The 20613-nt window shown below is 59.5% G+C and carries 18 protein-coding genes; 10 read left to right on the forward strand and 8 right to left on the reverse strand.

Going from position 1 to position 20613, the window contains the following annotated elements; translation table 11 throughout:
• Window positions 1-47 precede the first annotated feature (47 nt).
• From LQ231_RS14790 to LQ231_RS14805, 4 genes are all read right to left on the reverse strand, one after another.
• Complete coding sequence (locus LQ231_RS14790; protein ID WP_230171882.1) at window positions 48-1238, reverse strand: FAD-dependent oxidoreductase; 1191 nt, start codon at window positions 1236-1238, stop codon at window positions 48-50.
• A gap of 87 nt (window positions 1239-1325) precedes the next feature.
• Window positions 1326-1850 (reverse strand): lytic transglycosylase domain-containing protein, encoded by a 525-nt coding sequence (locus LQ231_RS14795; protein WP_113141751.1) that lies wholly within the window; start codon window positions 1848-1850, stop codon window positions 1326-1328.
• A gap of 256 nt (window positions 1851-2106) precedes the next feature.
• Window positions 2107-2868 (reverse strand): N-acetylmuramoyl-L-alanine amidase, encoded by a 762-nt coding sequence (locus LQ231_RS14800; protein WP_230171883.1) that lies wholly within the window; start codon window positions 2866-2868, stop codon window positions 2107-2109.
• Window positions 2865-3602, reverse strand: a complete 738-nt coding sequence (locus LQ231_RS14805) for a DnaJ family molecular chaperone (RefSeq protein ID WP_113142492.1) — start codon at window positions 3600-3602, stop codon at window positions 2865-2867. Before LQ231_RS14805 ends, LQ231_RS14800 begins: the two co-directional genes overlap by 4 nt.
• Window positions 3603-3780: 178 nt before the next feature.
• Here LQ231_RS14805 and LQ231_RS14810 point away from each other — a divergent pair, with 178 nt between their 5' ends.
• The 9 genes from LQ231_RS14810 (at window position 3781) to LQ231_RS14850 (ending at window position 13232) form a co-directional block, all read left to right on the forward strand.
• Window positions 3781-4656 (forward strand): DMT family transporter, encoded by an 876-nt coding sequence (locus LQ231_RS14810; RefSeq protein ID WP_113141753.1) that lies wholly within the window; start codon window positions 3781-3783, stop codon window positions 4654-4656.
• A gap of 93 nt (window positions 4657-4749) precedes the next feature.
• A complete protein-coding gene (locus LQ231_RS14815) occupies window positions 4750-5964 on the forward strand; it encodes a pyrophosphate--fructose-6-phosphate 1-phosphotransferase (protein ID WP_230171884.1) in 1215 nt (404 codons plus the stop codon).
• A 47-nt stretch (window positions 5965-6011) separates the two neighbouring features.
• Window positions 6012-6647, forward strand: a complete 636-nt coding sequence (locus LQ231_RS14820; RefSeq protein WP_230171885.1) for a LysE family translocator — start codon at window positions 6012-6014, stop codon at window positions 6645-6647.
• Between the two features lie 127 nt (window positions 6648-6774).
• The gene (locus LQ231_RS14825) at window positions 6775-7743 is read left to right on the forward strand and encodes a lytic transglycosylase domain-containing protein (RefSeq protein WP_230171886.1); all 969 of its coding nucleotides are present in this window, start codon (window positions 6775-6777) and stop codon (window positions 7741-7743) included.
• A gap of 310 nt (window positions 7744-8053) precedes the next feature.
• Entirely contained in the window at window positions 8054-9304 is a 1251-nt protein-coding gene (locus tag LQ231_RS14830; protein WP_230171887.1) for a DUF3419 family protein, read from the forward strand.
• Window positions 9301-9978 (forward strand): class I SAM-dependent methyltransferase, encoded by a 678-nt coding sequence (locus LQ231_RS14835; RefSeq protein WP_230171888.1) that lies wholly within the window; start codon window positions 9301-9303, stop codon window positions 9976-9978. The genes LQ231_RS14830 and LQ231_RS14835 overlap by 4 nt, the downstream gene beginning before the upstream one ends.
• Before the next feature lie 150 nt (window positions 9979-10128).
• Window positions 10129-10908, forward strand: a complete 780-nt coding sequence (locus tag LQ231_RS14840; RefSeq protein ID WP_230171889.1) for a glycoside hydrolase family 25 protein — start codon at window positions 10129-10131, stop codon at window positions 10906-10908.
• 167 nt (window positions 10909-11075) lie between these two features.
• A complete protein-coding gene (locus LQ231_RS14845; RefSeq protein WP_230173376.1) occupies window positions 11076-12218 on the forward strand; it encodes a lytic murein transglycosylase in 1143 nt (380 codons plus the stop codon).
• 81 nt (window positions 12219-12299) lie between these two features.
• Window positions 12300-13232: a DMT family transporter gene (locus LQ231_RS14850; protein ID WP_230171890.1), complete on the forward strand. Its 933-nt coding sequence runs from the start codon at window positions 12300-12302 to the stop codon at window positions 13230-13232.
• 431 nt (window positions 13233-13663) lie between these two features.
• On the opposite strand, the gene metF is transcribed toward LQ231_RS14850, so the two are convergent.
• The 4 genes from metF to LQ231_RS14870 all read right to left on the reverse strand — a co-directional run bounded on the left by metF (window position 13664) and on the right by LQ231_RS14870 (window position 19380).
• Window positions 13664-14572 (reverse strand): methylenetetrahydrofolate reductase [NAD(P)H], encoded by a 909-nt coding sequence (gene metF / locus LQ231_RS14855; RefSeq protein WP_230171891.1) that lies wholly within the window; start codon window positions 14570-14572, stop codon window positions 13664-13666.
• Complete coding sequence (locus LQ231_RS14860; RefSeq protein WP_230171892.1) at window positions 14573-15580, reverse strand: metalloregulator ArsR/SmtB family transcription factor; 1008 nt, start codon at window positions 15578-15580, stop codon at window positions 14573-14575.
• Between the two features lie 247 nt (window positions 15581-15827).
• Entirely contained in the window at window positions 15828-17477 is a 1650-nt protein-coding gene (ettA, locus tag LQ231_RS14865) for an energy-dependent translational throttle protein EttA (protein ID WP_230171893.1), read from the reverse strand.
• Between the two features lie 109 nt (window positions 17478-17586).
• Window positions 17587-19380, reverse strand: a complete 1794-nt coding sequence (locus tag LQ231_RS14870; protein ID WP_230171894.1) for a hypothetical protein — start codon at window positions 19378-19380, stop codon at window positions 17587-17589.
• 162 nt (window positions 19381-19542) lie between these two features.
• Between LQ231_RS14870 and LQ231_RS14875 the strand changes: the two genes are divergently transcribed.
• Window positions 19543-20583 (forward strand): alpha/beta hydrolase, encoded by a 1041-nt coding sequence (locus LQ231_RS14875; protein WP_230171895.1) that lies wholly within the window; start codon window positions 19543-19545, stop codon window positions 20581-20583.
• The last annotated feature ends 30 nt before the right edge of the window (window positions 20584-20613 follow it).

The following is a 20613-nucleotide window of genomic DNA, read 5'->3' on the forward strand; positions in this document are numbered from 1 at the left end:
GCCAACAAAAACATATGCGAAGCCGACACTTGGGCGCATTTGGTGAATCAGTCCCTGAAGACCGGGGAAAAGACATCCCCATAGGCATCGTCCTCGATGGCGCCATGCTGCAGCAGCGCTGCCCCAAGCCGGCCAATTTCGTCTGAACTCTTTGCCGCCGCGCCGCATCCGCCGGTCAACACGGCAATGCGCTCGCTGGCAAAGCCAATGGCCGGATAGTTGTCGGGGGTAAACGAAGTCACACAGGCAGCCATGCTGGGCCGCACCTCTTTGAGGCCCGGCACCAGCCGCGCAATAACCCCTTGAAGGTGGTCGCGTGTCGTCTCGCGCCCACCGCCCCGGAACCATGCACGAATGTCCGGCTCCGTTGCCAGCAGCAGATCATCAGGATCGCCGCCGATTTTCAAATAGGTACGACCGTCAGGATATCGAACCGGCGGCAGAAGGTAGATGTGTTCGCGCGGATCGTCCGGCTGGTGTATCAGGGACGGCATGCCGGCATAGGCGGAGAGACCCCCGTCTGGAATTTCGAAGAATGCAACGGTTCGGCCATAAACCGACAGATGAACGGGCCGCGGCAAGAGATTCGCCGCAATGGAGAATCCGCCCGCCGCCACCAGAACCTTTTCGGCGGCAAATTCACGGCCATCATCCGTGGTCACCACGGCGAGCCCCGCCTCTTCGCGGATCGAGACCACAGCATGGCGGATCAGCGTGGCCCCAGCCCTTGCGGCCAGCACGCTCTGCGCCTCGACCAGCCTGCGTGGATTGACATAGCCGGCATGTGGGCCCTCAAAGACGCCTTCGCATTCGACGCCGAACTCGAAATAGGCGAAACGGTTTTTCAGCTCGGCAGCCGAAAGCATCTCGGTCTCGACGCCCAACTCGGCCGCAGCGGCTTCGACCTGGGAGATATAGGGGTCAGAGCCACCACGTTTCGGCCCGACGATCAGGCAGCCGACTTCCTCGTAAAAGTCGACACCGCTATCCGCGGCAATGCTGCCGTAGCGGGCGATCGAACGGTTGGCGAGCCGCGCCCAGACCGGATTGGAATCAATCGTCCGGGTAATCCGCGCCTCGTCATAATGACTGCCAAACACGCCGCGATGGGTAGACCAGTTCGCCGGTTCATCAGGGCCGATGATCGCCACCCCGTCACCCGATGCCGCCAGATACTTGCCGGCAGCAGCCCCCATCATGCCGCGCCCGACAACGATCGACTTGAAGCGTTCAACCATGACTCACCATCCAATACATGTTCGTTCTTTGGATAGCATGACGGAACACTCTGTCCAGCGGGTGCGATCATCCGCCACAAGAGATCGTTACGTCCCAATCAGCGCAAGCACCTTGCCGCAATAGCGCTTGGAGACCGGGTTCATGCGCTTGGCGCCATGACCAGCATTGTAGCGCAGGATTGTGCTGCAGGTTTCACCATTGCCGAGATCATGCGCCATGGACAGATATTTCATGCCGTAGCGGATGTTGGTTTCGGGATCATAGAGCCCCTTCTTGCTGCCGCTATAGCCCATGTAGCGTGCGGTCGCAGGCTTGATCTGCATCAGCCCGATTTCACCGGCACTGCCGCGTGCCTTCGGATTGAAGTTGCTCTCGATGCGGACCACTGCATGCGCCAGATCAACCGGCACGCCATATTGCTTGGCATATTTCGAGATGATCGCGCCATAGGGACTTTTCGAAAACGCGGGAGCCGTCGGGAATCCGGCATCGCGGGTGATTGTTTTCAGAGGCATTTTGATGCGACTTTCGTCGTCTCGGGCAAGCGCCGCCTGGGTGTGGGACAAAAGGATAGCGAGGCATGCCGCAGCAGCAACAAGTCGTCTGTTCATGAAAAGGTCAGTCTCCTACAAAGGCAGGTCGTCGGCGCATATCAGAGCGGACGCAATCCTTCGGCGTCACGAGCCCTCATGGGCTCGCCAAACCATGCCTTTATGTTGATGTTTGCGGCCGGTTCCGAAGAATTCCGCGCCGCCGTTCAGCCCGCTCTTTAGACCGGCTCAATAAGGAATTCGTGTGGCACTGCAACAAATCGGCATGCCAAACGTTCTTGGACCCGCCATTTGGGATCCATGTCGGGGCAAGGTTTCAGGCAAATCTCGGCAGGCTGGTCAGAAGTCGATGCAGCGTCTCGATGGTGGAACTGTCGGCGATGCCGTCAACCTTGACGGGCCGAAAATGACGCTGGAACGCGGCGACGACGCCTTCCGTCTTTGCACAATAATCGCCATTGATTTCAACCGCATAACCATAGAGCGACAGCATCGATTGGAGGGCCTCGACGGGTTGACCCTGATCGCCGCGCTGGAAAAACCGGCCGCCGCCGAGAGGCGCCGGCTCGACCCAGTGGCCGATACCCGCATGATGAAGCTTCGACCAAGGGAAATTTTCACCCGGGTCGACCTTGCGAACAGGCGCCACATCGGAGTGTGCCAGCACCCTTTCAGAGGCAATCTGGTGCCGTTGGACGCATTCGCGACACAATTCGATCAGGGATTCGATCTGCCTATCGGGATAATCGGGAAGGCCGGCGGGGTGTCCAGCGTTGGCGATCTCGATGCCGATCGAGCGCGAATTGATGTCCGTCTCGCCGGCCCACGAACTCTGACCCGCGTGCCAAGCCCGGCGATCTTCGGGCACCATCTGCACCACCCGCCCGTCCTCATGCACGATGTAGTGGCTCGATACCTGGCTTTCCGGATTGCACAGCCAGGCCTGCGCCCCCTCGCCCGTCGGCATGCCGGTGTAATGAAGCAGCAGAATATCCGGACGGGTGACGCCGATCCGTTCGCCGAAATTCGGCGATGGGACCACCTCTGCGAGGCGGCATTCAGCGGCAAAGGATGTCATGCTGCCCGGCGTTCTTTTTCGATCGCGGAATAGGCCGCATTGAATTTTGCCATGCGATGGGTGGCAACCGAATGGAATTCGGCCGGAATGCCGCGTGCGTGCAAGCGATCCGGATGATGTTCGGCTGCCAGCGAGCGATAACGCTTGCGGATTGTGGCAAAGTCATCGGACGGCTGAACACCCAGCACACCATACGGGTCGCCATCGAGATGGATATGCCGCTCGGTGATCATCGCGAAGCGCTCTTCCGGAATAGCGAAGATCTCCGAGATCCTGGCTAGAAACGCCATTTCGCTCTCATGCACCAGCCCGTCTGCCTTCGCGATATGGAACAGGGCATCGATGATATCCTCGAGCACCGGGCAGAAATTATCGCAGGTCCGGCACATGTTGGCGAGGTTCGTGGCATAGGTCTCGAAACCCGCCACGTCCTGGCGCGCCAGATTGTACAGGCGGGCAACATTGCGCGCCTCTTCCGGCGGGAAATCGAAGATCTTGCGGAAGGCGTCGACTTCGGCAACCGAGACAACGCCATCGGCTTTGGCCATCTTTGCCGAGAGCGCAATGATCGCTACCGAGAAGGAAACACGACGCCGCGTTTCGGGGTCGCCTTCAAAGACGGTCCGGATGGCCTCGATCATCCCGTGCAGCGCGCTGCCCGCAGCATCACCGATCGCGCCGAGCAAACGGTCCCAGAATGAAGATATCTGCTCGCAGGCGAAATCAAAAATCATGTCGCGACCTTGACCAAATATCGGCAAAAAAGCAACCCGACACCCCGTGAACGGCATTAAACTTTATTCATGTTCGGTTGCGAAAAGCTGAACCTGGGGCACGATTTACATTCGCGCAATTGATTGGACTATTCACCATGCGCATGCGAGCAGCCATCGATCAGTTCCGGTGGATCCCATGCAAACAGACATTTCCAAAGGCGCCCTTGGCCTCGGGCTCGGCGCGATCGGCGTCACGATGTTCGGCCTGACGCTGCCCATGACGCATATTGCGCTGACCGGCTTTTCGCCGGAAGTCATCACGTTTGGACGCGCCGTGATCGCCACGATGGCCGCCGGAATAGCACTTCTGGCGCTCGGCAAACGCTGGCCATCCGGCGCATTTCCGACGCTGTTTCTGGCCGGCCTCTGTCTCGTCTATGGTTTCCCGATCTTTTCATCGATCGCCATGCAGACCCTTCCCGCCGGCCATGGCGGCGTCGTTCTCGGACTGCTGCCGCTGCTCACGTCCATTTTTGCGGTGATCGTCGACGGCGAACGACCAAGCCCCCTCTTCTGGGTCTGCGGCCTGACCGGTGCCGGTCTCGTCGCCCTGTTTTCAGCAAGACAGAACGGCTTCCACCTCGAACTCGGCGACCTCTGGCTTCTCGCCGCGGCCGTGTCGGCATCGTTAGGCTATGTCCTATCCGCCCGCCTCGCCCGCACCCTCTCGGGATGGGAAGTGATGTCCTGGGCGCTTGTGGTCACCCTGCCCCTGTCGCTGGTCGGGCTGGCGCTGACGGCCGCAAATGGCATCCACGCACCCGATCAGGCAGCGATCGGCGCCCTGCTCTATCATGGCCTGATCTCGATGTTTGCCGGCTTCATTTTCTGGAATGCAGGGCTCGCCATCGGTGGCATTGCCAAGGTTGCGCAGATCCAGTTGATGCAGACTTTTGTCACGCTCGCCTTTTCCACAATCTTGCTCGGCGAGCAGATCGGAATTGAAACGATTATATTCGCCCTGGCGGTCGCCTTCGTCGTCTGGCTCGGCCGAAAGGCCCGTTTTTCTTGATTTTTTGGCTTTACAGCCCGCGCTGACTGTCGCATCCATTCGACCGGAAACGTCATGATGGCGGCACCGCCGGACGGTGCTCAAGGAGGTTCGATGGCCAAACAGAAAGTCGCAATGCTGACCGCTGGTGGTCTTGCCCCCTGCCTCTCGTCCGCAGTCGGCGGGCTGATCGAGCGCTACAACGACATCGCCCCTGACGTCGAGATGATCGCCTACAAGTCCGGCTATCGCGGCTTGCTGATGGATTACAAGATCGAGATCAACCAGGACATGCGCGAAAAGGCGCACCTGCTGCATCGCTACGGCGGCTCGCCGATCGGCAACAGCCGCGTCAAGCTGACCAATGCCGCCGATTGCATCAAGCGCGGTCTGGTCAAGGAAGGCGAGAATCCGCTGCGCGTCGCAGCCGAACGCCTGGCAAACGATGGCGTCACGATCCTGCATACCATCGGTGGCGACGACACCAACACCACCGCCGCCGATCTGGCAGCCTATCTCGGCGCCCACGGCTATGACCTGACCGTCGTCGGACTGCCCAAGACCGTCGATAACGATGTCGTGCCGATCAGGCAGTCGCTCGGCGCCTGGACGGCCGCCGATGTCGGTGCCCGCTTCTTCGACCACGTCTCCAACGAACAGAGCGCGGCACCGCGCTCGCTCGTCATTCATGAAGTGATGGGCCGCCATTGCGGCTGGCTGACCGCGGCAACCGCCCGCGCCTATATCCAGCGCACCAAGCACAACGAATATATCGACGGCTTCATGATGAACCAGGAGCTCAAGAACATCGATGGCCTCTACCTTCCGGAAACCCATTTCGACATGCAGGCCGAAGCGGAGCGCCTGAAGGAGATCATGGACCGCACCGGTTTCGTCACGCTGTTCGTTTCGGAAGGCGCCTGTCTGGATGAAATTGTCGCTGAACGCGAAGCGTCTGGCGACGAGGTCAAGCGCGATGCTTTCGGTCATGTCAAGATCGACACGATCAATGTCGGCAACTGGTTCCAGAAGCAATTTGCCAAGCTGCTCGATGCCGAACGTTCAATGGTGCAGAAATCCGGTTATTTCGCCCGATCCGCCCCGGCGAACGCCGAGGACCTGCGCTTGATCCAGAGCATGGTCGATCTCGCCGTGGAAAGTGGATTGAACAAGGTCTCCGGTGTGACCGGCCATGACGAGGACCAGGACGGCAAGCTTCGCACCATTGAGTTCCCACGCATCAAGGGAGGCAAGGCCTTCGATCTTTCGACCCCATGGTTCAAGGACGTGATGGATTATTTGGGCCAGAAGTATCAACCTGTGAATTGACCTGGGATGAGAAAGCTGGCTTCCTCTCCTAAGGAGGAGTGAGTTCTATGTCCTATGAAACCTGGTTCGCCTTCGCGGCGGCCTCGGTGGTCCTTCTGGCCATTCCGGGGCCATCCATGTTGCTGGTGATATCGTATGCACTCGGCTACGGTCGCAAGACGGCATTCGCCACCGTAACCGGCGTCGCCCTTGGTCATTTGGTTGCCATGACCGCAGCCGTGGTGGGCTTGGCAGCTTTGCTCATTGGGTCGGCCACAGCCTTTGCTGTGGTAAAATGGATCGGTGCCGCCTACCTCTTGCTGATGGCGATCAACCTTTGGCGTGCACCGGCAGGCAAGGTGCCCGTCGCCGACAATGACAACCTTCCTCAAGACAAGCCCCTGAAGATCGTCGCGCACTGCTTCGCGGTGACCGCGGGCGATGCGAAAAACATCGCCATTCTTGTCGCATTTCTGCCGCAATTCATGACTGCGACGCTCCCGATTTCAGATCAGGTCTACGCACTGATCTCAACATATGTTGCCCTGTCGACCGTGGTTGCCGCCGCCTACGCGCTGATTGCTGGAAAAGCCCTTAAATACATCCGCAAACGCTCAGTTCGACGGGCTAAAAAGCATGGGAACGGCACAGTTCTGATCGCTGCAGGATCAGTCACGGCAGGCTATCGCAAGATCGCTGCCTGAGCCCCAAAAGAGCCCATTGCCCTCAAGTGCTTGCCGCAGGGGCGCGCTTGGATTAAGAAATGGAAATCTTAACGGTCGGTGATTTGTTTCTGCACCGGTCGCCTGCAGCGTGAAAACGGATAGTGGCATGATCGTCAAGACAGACCGCGGCATTGCAATCTGCATGGCTGCTACCTTGCTAGCGGGCCTCACAGGATGCACCGCGATCGATGAAAACATGAAGGCTGACCTGGCCTCAGCACCGATCACCAAGCCGAATTCCGCCGAAATGCGCGCAGCTAATGCGGCCGAAGCCATTTCCAGCGGAACCGCAGTTGCGACAACAGCGGTCACCACCACCGCCGAATTGGCAGCAGCCAATCCCGGCCCTGCCCCGATCATCCCCGGCACCGAAACCGCAGCCCCCATCCCGATGCTGAAGGAATCGTCACTGGCCGCCACTGCGCCGCAAACAGCTGCAACGCAGGCGCTGACGACTTTGGCCACGGCAACCCCGCTTCCAGGCGTCGAGCAGCAGCAGTCGGCGATTTCAGCCGATGCAGCCTCCGTGCAGGCACTTGCTGCAGCCCCAAGCTCTGTATCCTCGGGAACGACCACAGCCGGCGCCGTACCGGCACCTGCACCCGTTGTCCTTGCCTATGCAGCTCCCTTGCGCATGACGGCCCTGACAAGCTTCGGCGACCCCTTTGACGTGACGGCGCCGAGCTCGCCTGCGGAACAGGAAGCCGAGCAAAAAGAGATGAGTGGCGGACCCACCAAGCTCAACGCGCTGATCAAGAAATATGCAAAATTCTATGAGATCCCCGAGGATCTCGTGCACCGTGTGGTCAAGCGCGAAAGCACATACAATCCCGGCGCGTATAGCAGTGGCAATTATGGTCTGATGCAGATCCGCTACAATACTGCCAAGGCCATGGGCTACAGCGGACAACCATCCGGACTGTTCGACGCCGAGACCAATATCAAGTATGCCGTGAAGTACCTCAAAGGTGCGTGGCTTGTGGCTGACAATGATCACGATCAGGCGGTCAGGCTGTATTCTCGCGGCTATTATTACGATGCCAAGCGCAAAGGCATGCTGCATCTGACGCAGTAGGGTTCAAATCGCGACTGTCGACCGCCAACCACTGTCACATGGACCATGGCGACAGGGCCGGGTAGAATCAGGACATATGGCCAAGCTGGCCTGCATCCGCTGAAGATGCCTGCACCGCCCGCCGACATTCTTCCAGAAATTTCACGCAGATCATCGCTGGCGAAGCAAGCCAGAGTTGGAAAACTCCCGTTTGTATTCAAACGGATAGAAGTCAAGTGCCCGGCTGCTGGATCCAATCAGCATGCCCACGTCATCAAACTGTAGCATCGCAGGGCTACACGCCATCAACTCTAACGGATGGCGGATCGAGATGACCGAGATTGCACCGGATGCTGGCTTTCATGAGAACCACAAGCTCAAGGACGCACTTCTCCAGCACAAGCCCCTTTCGAAAGATGGACTGTCGGAACGCCTGTTTGGCCTGCTGTTTTCCGGACTGGTCTACGCCCAGATCTGGGAAGACCCGGACGTCGACATGGACGCCATGGATCTGGCCGAGGGCCATTCGATCGTGACAATCGGTTCCGGCGGCTGCAACATGCTCGCCTATCTGAGCCGCCGGCCGGCCTCGATCGAAGTCGTCGATCTGAACCCCAATCATGTCGCACTCAACAGGCTAAAACTTGCAGCCTATCGTCATCTGCCCGATCATGCTGCCGTTGTCCGTCTTCTCGCAACAGCCGGTGAAACGGGCAACAGCCGCCTGTATGATCGCCATGTCGCGCCCAACCTCGATGCAGCAACTCGAAGCTACTGGAACCAGCGCAGCCTCACCGGCAGGCGTCGGGTCTCGGTGTTCAACCGCAACCTCTATCGCACAGGCCTGCTGGGCCGCTTCATCGGTATCGGCCATCTCCTGGCTCGCCTGCATGGCGTCCGCCTTCAGGAAATCACCGCCGCCAAGTCCCTGCGCGATCAGCGCCAGTTCTTCGACAGCCGCATTGCCCCGCTGTTCGACAAGCCACTGATCCGCTGGCTGACCAGCCGCAAGAGCTCGCTCTTTGGCCTCGGCATACCGCCGCAGCAATATGACGAGCTCGCCAGCCTCTCCGAAGGTGGAACGATCGCGCCGGTGCTGCGCCACCGCCTGGAAAAGCTGGCCTGCTATTTCCCACTGAAGGACAATTATTTCGCCTGGCAGGCATTTGCGCGCCGCTACCCCAATGCCGATGAAGGCACGCTACCGACATACCTGAAGCGCGAACATTACCCGGTAATCCGCGAACACATCGACCGGGTCCAGGTTCATCACGCCAATTTTACAGAGTTGCTGGCAAAAAAGCCGGCCGCCAGTGTCGACCGCTATGTGTTGCTCGACGCCCAGGACTGGATGAACGAGCGCCAGCTCAACGAACTGTGGACTGAAATCACCCGCACCGCCGCCCCCGGCGCCCGCGTCATCTTCCGCACGGCCGCCGAAAAGAGCGTGCTGGATGGCAAGCTCTCCGGCAGCCTGCTTAGCCAATGGCACTACCAGGCAGAGCGCTCCACGGCACTGAACAAGCAGGACCGCTCTGCGATCTATGGCGGCTTCCACATCTATGAGAAGCCGCAGGCATGAGCGAACAGGCAACCGACGGCGCCATCGAAGACAGCGCCATCGACCGGCATCATGCCGAGCGCATGGACAGCATGTATCGCTACCAGCGCCATATCTACGACCTGACGCGGAAATACTACCTGCTTGGCCGCGACCGCATGATCGCCGGGCTCGACGTGCCGCGTGAAGGCACCGTGCTCGAAGTCGGTTGCGGCACGGGCCGCAACCTGCTTTTCGCCCACCGCCTCTATCCGACGGCACGTCTCTACGGCCTCGACATCTCGGCGGAAATGCTGGTCTCGGCACGCGCCAATTTCCGCGCCCACGCCACCCAACCTGTGCTCACCGTCGCCGATGCCACAGCATTCGACGCCAGCCAGTTCGGCACGCAAGGTTTCGACCGGGTGATGATCTCCTACGCCCTGTCGATGATCCCCGACTGGGAGAAGGCGATCGACTGCGCGCTCGATGCCGTGAGACCCGGCGGTTCCCTGCACATCGTCGACTTCGGTCAGCAGGAGGGACTTCCGCGCTGGTTCCGCAATCTGCTGCGCAACTGGCTGACGCGCTTCCATGTCACGCCACGAAAAACCCTGCGCGAGGTGCTGGAGCAGCGCACAGCCGCCCGCGGCGCCGCCCTCACTTTCGAGACAATCGGCCGGGGTTATGCCTGGCACGCGATCATCAAAATCTGAACCGTGCCGGCATTAACTTGGCAAGGCGGATTGCATATAACCAAGTTTTAACGATGATGGACCAAGAATGGTGTTCGCGCCTCTTGTGTCCTGCGTTCGCGCGCACCGTTTTCTTGGGGCATGATTCCAATACCAATTGATGGAACATCCATGCGGTGGCTTTTCCTGGCGCTCTTGCCGATTTCGCTGTCTCTGGCAGCCTGCACCTCCACCAGCTATGACCTGATGGAAACGGCATCGATTTCGCCGCGCTTCAAGGATACTGACCCACAAGACTTCGACGGCAAGACGCCGCATCGCCACAATGTGCATGGCATCGACGTGTCGAAATGGAACGGTGACATCGACTGGAACCAGGTCCGCCGCTCCGGCGTTTCCTTCGCCTTCATCAAGGCGACCGAAGGCAAGGACATGGTCGACCCCCGCTTCAACACTTACTGGCAGCAGGCGCGCGCTTCCGGCGTGCCACACGCGCCCTACCACTTCTTCTATTTCTGTTCGACGGCCGACGAACAGGCCGACTGGTTCATCCGCAACGTACCCAAACAGTCCATGCATCTGCCGCCTGTACTCGATGTAGAATGGAATCCCACCTCGAAGACCTGCAAACTTCGCCCGAATGCTGAAACGGTGCGCAGCGAGATGAAGCGCTTCATGGATCGCATCGAAGCCTATTACGGCAAGCGGCCGATCATCTACACGTCGGTCGACTTCCACCGCGACAATCTCGAAGGCGCATTCCAGGACTACCATTTCTGGGTGCGGGCCGTCGCCCAGCATCCCAACGAGATCTACCCGGAGCGCCGCTGGGCCTTCTGGCAATATACATCGACCGGCGTCATTCCCGGCATCCGGGGTGGAACCGATATCAACGTCTTTGCCGGCACGGAGGCAAACTGGAAGAAGTGGGTGGCGTCCGTTTCAAAGTGATTGCGGGCAAATCCACGAAATCTTGAAAAATAACACGATGGCGGCACCGATCCTGGTGCCGCCATCTCTCTTTCGTCAAAAAGTGGCTTAATAACCGTCGTTAAGAACCATCTAAGGACCAGCTGATGACATTTGCCTCGCGCTTCGCCCTTCCCTTCGCCTTCCTCATGGCATCCACAAGCCTTTCGATGGCGGCCGAATGCGGCGGCGATCTCGGCACCTTCCTGCAAGGCGTCAAGGCGGAAGCCGTGGCTGCCGGGATCCCCGCCGATATTGCCGAGCAGGCTCTGGCCGGTGCTCGCATCGACGAAAAAGTCCTGGCCCGCGATCGCTCCCAGGGCGTCTTCAAACAGACCTTCCTTGAATTCTCGCAGCGCACGGTCAGCCAGGCCCGGCTCGACATCGGTCGCCAGAAGCTGCAGCAATACAAGGCGGTGTTCGACCGTGCCGAACAGGAGTTCGGTATTCCGTCGGGCATCATCGCCGCCTTCTGGGCCATGGAGACCGATTTCGGTGCCGTGCAGGGTGATTTCAGCACCCGCAACGCGCTGGTGACGCTTGCGCATGATTGCCGTCGGCCGGAACTGTTTCGCCCGCAGTTGCTGGCTTTGATCGAAATGGTCCAGCACGGCGATCTGGACCCGGCCAGCAACACCGGTGCCTGGGCCGGCGAAATCGGCCAGGTGCAAATGCTGCCGAAAGATATCATCGAGTTCGGCGTGGACGGTGACGGCGATGGCCACATCAACGTCAAGCAGAGCGCACCGGACGCCATTCTGACGGCCGCCAAATTCATCCAGCATCTGGGCTTCAAGCGCGGCGAGCCCTGGATCCAGGAAGTCACCATCCCTGAAAGCCTGCCCTTCGAAAAGACAGGCCTCAATGGCCCTCTGACCGCCAGCGAATGGTTCGCGCTCGGCGTCACCCCGCGCGATGGCGATACGGCTTTCGGCAGCCTGCCTGCATCGCTGGTTCTGCCCCAGGGACGCAAGGGTACGGCGTTCCTCACCTATCCGAACTTCAACATCTATCTGGAATGGAACCAGTCGTTCATCTACACGACGTCCGCCGCCTATTTCGCCACACGCCTGATGGGTGCCCCTCCCTATCTGAAGGGGACGCCGGAACAGGGTCTCGGCGATGAAGAGATGAAGGCACTGCAGACGAAGCTGCAGACACGCGGCCATGACGTCGGCAAGATTGACGGCATCCTCGGATCCGGCACCCGTGTCGCCATTCAGAAGGAACAGCAGCGGCTGGGTGTGCCTGCCGATGGCTGGGCGACACCGAGCCTGCTGAACACGCTGTGACCTAAACGATTGGCCTCATGAAACGGGTGGTTTCGCCGAGGTGCTAAGATTAGCGTGGGGCTCCGATTCGAAAGGTGCCCCATGCAACAACGCGCTCCGCTGACCTTGAACGCCACAACCTGGATCCTGCTGATCCTGCTCGGCTTCATCTGGGGCGGCTCATTCTTCTTCGCGCGTTATGCCGTCGCGTATGTGCCACCATTTACGCTGGTATTCCTACGCCTGTCGCTTGCTGCGCTCGCCCTGCATCTTTATCTGCGCGGTGGCAATAATCTCTATCAAATCCTGAGGACACGCTGGCGCGGCTTCATTCTGCTCGGGCTGATCAACAATGCCATCCCGCACACCCTGATCTTCCTCGGCCAGACGGAAATCGGCGCCGGCCTTGCCTCGATCCTCAATGCCACGACACCGATCTGGACCGTGCTGATTGCCAACAAGCTGACCGCCGATGAGAAGCTTTCGCCAGCGAAGATTGCCGGCACCATCCTGGGCCTCTCCGGCACGGCTGTATTGATCGGACCGAGCACCTTCCTGCAGACGGATGTGCCACTTTGGGCCGTGATTCTGCCAATTCTCGCCGCAGTATCCTACGGCTTTGCCGCCACCTACGGCAAAAGGTTCCGTGACGTGCCCGCCCCGGTCACGGCTGCGGGTCAACTGACCGCCTCGTCGATCCTGATGTTGCCGGCAGCGCTTGTCATCGACCAGCCCTGGTCGCTGCCCATGCCGCCGCTCAGCGCGATTGCAGCCATTCTGGCCTTGGCACTGCTCTCGACCGCTTTTGCCTATATCCTGTTCTTCCGGATCATGGCGGTCGCTGGCGCCACCAATGCGTCACTGGTGACGCTGCTCGTTCCACCCAGCGCAATTCTGCTGGGCGCACTTTTCCTTGGCGAAATTCTGCATCCGCTGGACTTTGTCGGGATGGCCCTGATTGGCGCCGGGCTGCTTGTGCTGGACGGCCGGATCATCCGAATACCATCGCCCGGCGATAAAATCGGCCGCAGCTGAATGTTGCGAAAACGCAACACTCCGCATCAATCTGGGGCCGACCCGCTCACGTTTGTTAAACTCCATTAACAACAGCTGAAAATTCTTAACATTATGAAATTGAACGATATTTTACCGTCTTTAACACTTTATCCACTGCCTTGCATCGCACCGCAGCACAGAATTTGCTTTTCGATGACACAAAACGGACATAACATCTAACGGTCAAACACAAGGAGGCAGACATGGGACTGACTAATTCTATCAATGTCCTTATCGTCAGTGCGGCGTTTGTGTTCATTACCACCATGCTGTTCATCTGACCGGGAGTGAGATGAGCCAAGAGCGATGAAGCGGCCAACCAAGGCCACTCAGGCAGGAATGGTTTCAGAAATCAAAATGGCGCATGACGGCCCCCGTCATGCGCCTTTCACATGATACCAGCTGCCGTTTCAGGCCGCAGCGCCGGACAATGTTCGAGATTTGCCGTCCAGCCCAAGCCGCGACAGCGTCGCGATCGTCAGTGGTGCACGGTTCATCGTGTAAATGTGGAAATCCCGGATACCGCGCTTCGCCAGATCGGCGATCTGCTCGGCAGCAATATCCGCCGCTACCGCTGCCCGATCCTGGGCATTGCCATCGGTTCCTTCGAAACGACGATCGATACTCACCGGAACCGATGCGCCACACATCGAGGCAAAACGCTTCAGCTGCGTCAGGTTCTGGATCGGCATGATGCCGGGCACAATCGGAATGGTGATCCCCGCCGCCAACACCCGGTCGAGATAGCGCGCATAGACGTCATTGTCGAAAAAGAACTGCGTCAGCGCACGTGTGGCGCCGGCATCGACCTTTCGCTTGAGCATATCCAGGTCGACGGCCTCGTTCGTGCTTTCCGGATGTTTTTCCGGATAGGCCGAAACAGAGACTTCGAAATCGCCCATCTCGCGCAATCCGCCGACAAGATCGGCGGCGTTGATGAAGCCGTCCGGGTGCGGCTGGTAGGCCGCACCAACGCCATCTTGTGGGTCACCGCGCAGCGCGACGAAATGCCGGACACCGACAGCCCTGAATTCCTCGACCACGCGCCGCACGTCTTCGCGCGTCGCCCCGACACAGGTCAGGTGTGACGCTGTCGGCATTGGCGTATTGCTGATCAGGCGTTTCACCGTGTTCAATGTGGGTTCGCGTGTCGTCCCGCCGGCCCCATAGGTGACGGAGACGAAATCCGGCTGCCAGGGCGCCAGGGCATCAACCGTCGACCAGAGCTGGTCTTCCATGTCCGGCGACTTCGGTGGAAAGAATTCAAACGAGATGCGCAGGTCTGCAGCGGTGTCGATCGCTCGTTGGTCCTCGGACATTTATCGGCTCCCGGTCTGTAAAATGGGTTGAGCAACATCGGCCGGCGCCACGACATCGTCGCGGCGGGCAAGCCAGATGGTGACGGTAAGGCCCCTGCCCGCAGCACTCTCCGGGGGCAGATCGACCACTTCCTCGACATTCAATCCGTTTCGATTGAGCCAGTCGGCCATGATCTGCCGTGAGAACCCAAGCCGCACATGGGCATGTTCATCGCGCAGATATTCCAGCTCGTGTGGCGCAAGGTCGACGATCGCTAGACGACCGCCCGGCTTCAGCATGCGCGCCGCCTCGGCCAGCGCCAGTTCCGGCTGTTCGAGAAAGTGCAGCACCTGGTGGATCGTCACAAGATCATAGTCGCTAGCATCAAGCGGCAGGTTGAGAATGTCGCCATGGCGAACCGAGGCAGAGAGAACACCGCCCTTGTCGAGATTGGCGCGCGCAACCGAAAGCATGTCGCGGCTCGCATCGATGCCGGTTGCCCGACGATAATGGCTGGAAAGGAGTTGCAGAATTCGTCCGGTGCCGGTGCCGAGATCAAGCAGGGCATCGACCGGCTCTGGCCCGACTAGCTTGAGCAACGCCGCTTCGACATCGGCATCATTGACGTGCAGTCGACGCAGTTCATCCCATTCGGATGCATTCCGGCTGAAATACTCCTGCGCCCGTTGCGCCCGCGAACGCTTGACGGCAGAAAGGCGCTCCCTGTCACGTTGCAGAACCGGATCTGTTTCCAGCGTTGCCCCCAGCAGGACACGTGTCAGGTCAGACCCAGCACCTTCCTGCTTCAGTCGAAAAAACGCCCAGGCGCCTTCCTGGTAGCGATCCACCAATTCGGCCTCGGCAAGAAGCTTCAGGTGGCGCGAGATTCGGGGCTGCGACTGGCCCAGAATTTCTGTAAGATCGGTAACGGTCAGGTCGCCAGCCGACAGCAGCGCCAGCAGGCGAAGACGGGTTGGCTCACCCGCAGCCTTCAACAACTCCACCAGAGCATCTACTCCAAACTTCATCCCGGACCTCGAAATGCAATAATCATATAAAGATATGTTTATGTCGTTCACGCGGACCATGCAAGCATTATCTGCTTCAATTATCGAAGGCCGAACATGCCGTTCAAGGCACGGTCGCCATGGCTTCATGCCTTGAGGTGTACACGATAACTCGCGCCGAAGGATTAGACGCAAAAAGCCCCGCCGATTGAAGCGGGGCTTTCGTCGAAACGGGGCGGCCAAAATCTACCGCCGGATGGTCAGTCGATCAGCGCGTCAGGCGCTTGTAGGCCTGACTGCCTGGGTTGAGGGCGTCGGCACCGAGACGGCGAACCTTGTCCTGCTCGTAATCTTCGAAATTGCCTTCGAACCATTCGACATGACCGTCACCTTCGAAGGCGAGGATATGGGTCGCCAGACGGTCGAGGAACATGCGATCGTGGCTGATGATGATCGCGCAGCCGGCGAAGTTTTCCAGCGCCGTTTCCAGTGCGCCGAGCGTTTCGGTGTCCAGATCGTTCGTCGGTTCGTCGAGCAGCAGCACATTGCCGCCGGCCTTCAGCATCTTGGCCAGGTGCACGCGGTTGCGCTGACCACCCGACAGGTTGCCGACCTTCTGCTGCTGATCGCCGCCCTTGAAATTGAAGGCGCCGCAATAGGCTCTACTGTTCATGTCGAACTTGCCGAGCTTGATGATTTCGGCACCGCCGGAAATCTCTTCCCAGACGGTCTTCGAGCCGTCCAGCGCATCGCGGCTCTGGTCGACATAACCCAGATGCACCGTCTCGCCCACGCGCACAGTGCCTGCATCCGGCTTTTCCTGGCCGGTGATCATCTTGAACAGAGTCGTCTTGCCGGCGCCGTTCGGGCCGATGATTCCGACGATGCCGCCCGGCGGCAGCTTGATCGACAGGTCGTTGATCAGCGTGCGACCTTCGAAGCCCTTGGTAATGCCTTCCATCTCGATGACCACCTGACCGAGACGCTCGGAGACCGGGATGATGATCTGCGCATCGCCGGGGCGCTGCTTCTCGGCGGCATCCACCAGCTGTTCGTAGGACTTGATACGCGCCTTCGACTTGGCCTGGCGCGCCTTCGGGCTGGAGGCGATCCATTCCTGTTCGCGCGAGATCGCCTTCTGGCGACCGGCGTCTTCACGGGCTTCCTGCTGCATGCGCTTGGCCTTGGCCGTCAGGTAAGCCGAGTAGTTGCCTTCGTAAGGAATGCCGCGGCCACGGTCGAGTTCGAGGATCCAGCCGGTGACGTTGTCGAGGAAGTAGCGATCGTGGGTGATCATCATCACGGCGCCGGGATAGGCACGCAGGTGTTTTTCCAGCCAAGCGATGGTTTCGGCGTCGAGGTGGTTGGTCGGTTCGTCGAGCAGCAGCAGATCCGGCTGCGACAGCAGCAGGCGGCAGAGCGCGATACGGCGGCGTTCACCACCCGACAGGAGAGTGACATCCGAATCCTTCGGTGGGCAGCGCAAGGCTTCCATCGCCATTTCGACCTGCTGTTCCAGGTCCCAGAGGTTCTGGCTGTCGATGATGTCCTGGAGCTTGGCGCCTTCGTCGGCGGTCTCGTCGGAATAGTTCATCATCAGTTCGTTGTAGCGCTCGAGCACGGCGGTCTTGTCGGCCACACCAACCATGACGTTCTCGAAGGCGGTCTTGGTGGGGTCGAGATGCGGCTCCTGTTCCAGGTAGCCGACGGTCGCACCTTCGGCCAGCCAGGCTTCGCCGGTATATTCCTTGTCCTGGCCGGCAATGATGCGCAGCACGGTCGACTTACCGGCACCGTTCGGGCCGAGGATACCGATCTTGGCGTCCGGGTAGAACGACAGGTTGACGTTTTCGAGGATCTTCTTGGCGCCGTAGGACTTGTTCAGTCCCGACATGTGATAGATGAACTGGCGTGCCATCGTAAAATTGCTCCGGGCAGAATGGGAAGTTGCCGCTATGTAGGCGAATTGCAGCGCTGGAGCAACGGCGCATTGCTGAAGAACGCACAGCATAAGGGCTTTTTCGCCGCTATTGCAGGCGGGCATGGTCGATCTTGAAGAGCCGAAGAGCCGAAGACGCGGAATCGAAAATCGGTATGAGCCCAGGCCAATCCCCACCCCGTGTCAGGACGGCGAACATCGTGTCGTTGGGGATCTCTGCCACCAACGGATAGCGGCATACCGCCAGATAGTCGAAGGGTTCGGCCGCGGTCCTGCGAGTTTCGCCATCCGTCGAGGTGAACACATCATACATTCGCCGCATGCCCGGCGCTGCCCGGTGGAACGGGATCGAGTTCACCGTCATTCCAGGCGGCAGCCGATCGAGCAGGAAGAGCCCGAGAGAACTTGGCGCAACAATTCGTCCGGGAGAAATTGACTCGAATGGTGACGCATCGATGTCGGTGCACAAATCGAGCGCGAGATAGTCGAGAAGGATAGGCCGGAATGGCTCGAACGGCTGCACTCTAGTCAGAATCGCTCCGCCCACCAGCGTCACGGCGGCACCTGACAAGACCATCGTCCTCGTTGCACGAACGCCGAACTTCACCTCACCCCAGACCAGCGGCAAAAAAAGCACCACGAAAGCTGCCGGAAAGCGGATGAACCGTGTCTGCAGGAAGGTAAGAATCACTAAGAGGACGGCGACGGCGAAAATAATGACGAAGGCGGCATCGCCATGCCGTAAACGCTGGCGGATCTGCGGCAGGACTCCAACCGCAACGATCACCACCAACCCAAGACAAACGATCTTGATGAGTTCTCCGACCCGATAGAAATCCAGGAACGACTTTTCCTGCTGCACCCGGTCCAGCCAGAGGCTGCGCACCAGCGTGTCTATCCCTTGATAGGGGCCGCGAAGACAATCCGGGAAATACACCGCCAACGCGACGGCAAGCCCAAAGGCGGGGAGTGCAAGGGCTGTAAACCGAATGGACGCATGCGTCGAACGGATCGTGCCAACGACGACAATAGTAATGAGAGCATACCCGAGGAACGCCATGACAAATGGTGCCGATAATGCATCACACTCAGTGGCAAAAAGGCGGGAAGGGCCAAGCAGAAGGAGACCAGCCAACAGCGTGGTGACAGCAAGACCGACAGAAACAAATATCTGCACCCTTTGGCTACCCGCGACACCCCCGATCCAGGCCAGTCCAGGTCCGATCATAAGGATGAGCAAAGCCGGAGCCAGTTCAAGGCCTATGACAAAGGAAAGGCCGCAGGCGACACCGGCCAGGAAACCACCGATTGCGGACCAACGCGCAATGCCGAATAAGGCCAGCATCAGCACGACGATTTGCACGTTATGATGATCGATGCGGCCCGGGCTGAATTCCCACAGCGTTAGCGGCATCAACGAAAAAGCTGCAACCACGTGAAGTGGCGCAACGAGGCGATCAGAACCGGAAAGCCGCACTGCAGTTTGCACCCACAAAGCACAAAAGACCATGACCAGCAAAGGCTGCCAAATCCGGAATGCCCACCAGATCGCGTTTGCTTCGCTGGTCATCGTCCGCAATGCAAGACTCAATAGCACATAGGGAAAATCGACCAGTCGCGACCAGGGCGACAGGTAGGGTCCCGGCATGTCAATTCCAGAGATGGTGAGATCGAACCAGGAACCATGCGCCAGAAGCTGGCGGATCTGCACCGTACGCAGGACATCGTCGACATCACGGTAGTGGGCATTGAGCAGATCGAAAGCGATCACCGCTACTGCCGTCGCAAATGCCGTCCAAAACAAAGCACTTATAGACCCATTCGCGCAACGTACCGGAACGGGGATGTCAGATGTCGCGATGTGTCGAAACTCCTGCCTCATCCGTCTGTCCCGGTGGATTGCGTCGCGCGCAGCACTTTTGCGCCCGCAGCTTAACATCGCGTTAGCGCCTGTCTCCGCTGGAAGACACCGTTGGGAAAAAGCCCCAAACCTCCATTGCACGCGCACGTAAAATGCCATTCTATCGCTGCGACGGAGGACCGTATGTTCGCAGACCTGCACTTTCACGACGCCCCGAGTGGCGCCCGCCTCGCCTATCATCATCTCCCAGCAACCGGCGCACCGCGCGCCATTGTCATCCTGTGCCATGGCCTCGCCGAACATTCGCGCCGCTATGGCGCATGTGCGTCAGCACTTTCTGCAGCGGGCCTGCATATCTATGCCCATGACCACCGCGGCCATGGCGAAACCGCGGCGCCGGATGCGCCGATCGGCCGTTATGCCGCAACCGACGGTGCCGCCAAGGTCGTCGCCGATGTCCGCGCCATGCGTGATCTCACCGTTAGCCGCCATCCGGGCCTGCCGGTCATCCTGTTCGGCCATTCGATGGGCGGCCTGATCGCTCTCAACGCGGCAACGGATCATCCGGATGCCTTCCAGGCGGTGTCGGTGTGGAACTCCAATTTCAACCCCGGAATTGCTGGACGCATTGCCCAGTGGGTGCTGAAGCTGGAGCGGATCTACAAGGGCTCCGATGTCCCGAGCCTCATCCTGCCGATGGCGACCTTCGGCGCCTGGGGCAAGGCGATCCCGAACCATCGCACGGCCTTCGACTGGCTGTCTCATGATCCAGCCGAGGTCGATGCCTATATTGCCGACCCGCTCTGCGGCTTCGATGCCAGCGTCTCGCTCTGGCAGGATCTGTTCACGCTTACCTTTCGCGGCGTGAGCGACCGCCAACTCGCTCGTCTGCACAAGTCCACTCCAGTCTATCTGGTGGGCGGCGGCGAAGATCCGGCCACCAACAAGGGACGCGAAATCCGCTGGCTGGCGAAGCGCCTGTCCGGTTCCGGCATGCGCAACGTGACGACACGCATCTATGATACGATGCGCCACGAGACATTGAACGAGGTCGGTCGAGAAGCAGCGGTTGCCGATTTCCTTGTGTGGTGTGACCAGATGCTCGTCGACCTCAACCGCGCAACCGTACCCAAATCCATCGCCATACCCGCTGCAATGCCCGCAGCCGCCGGCTTGCCGAAACGGAATGATCCCATGAGAGAAAATCAAGTGTCGGGGGACTAATCCGCGGTTATAGGAGGTCAGTCAGCAGAA

It is taken from the genome of Rhizobium sp. CECT 9324 (assembly GCF_918741265.1).
GTDB lineage: Bacteria > Pseudomonadota > Alphaproteobacteria > Rhizobiales > Rhizobiaceae > Allorhizobium.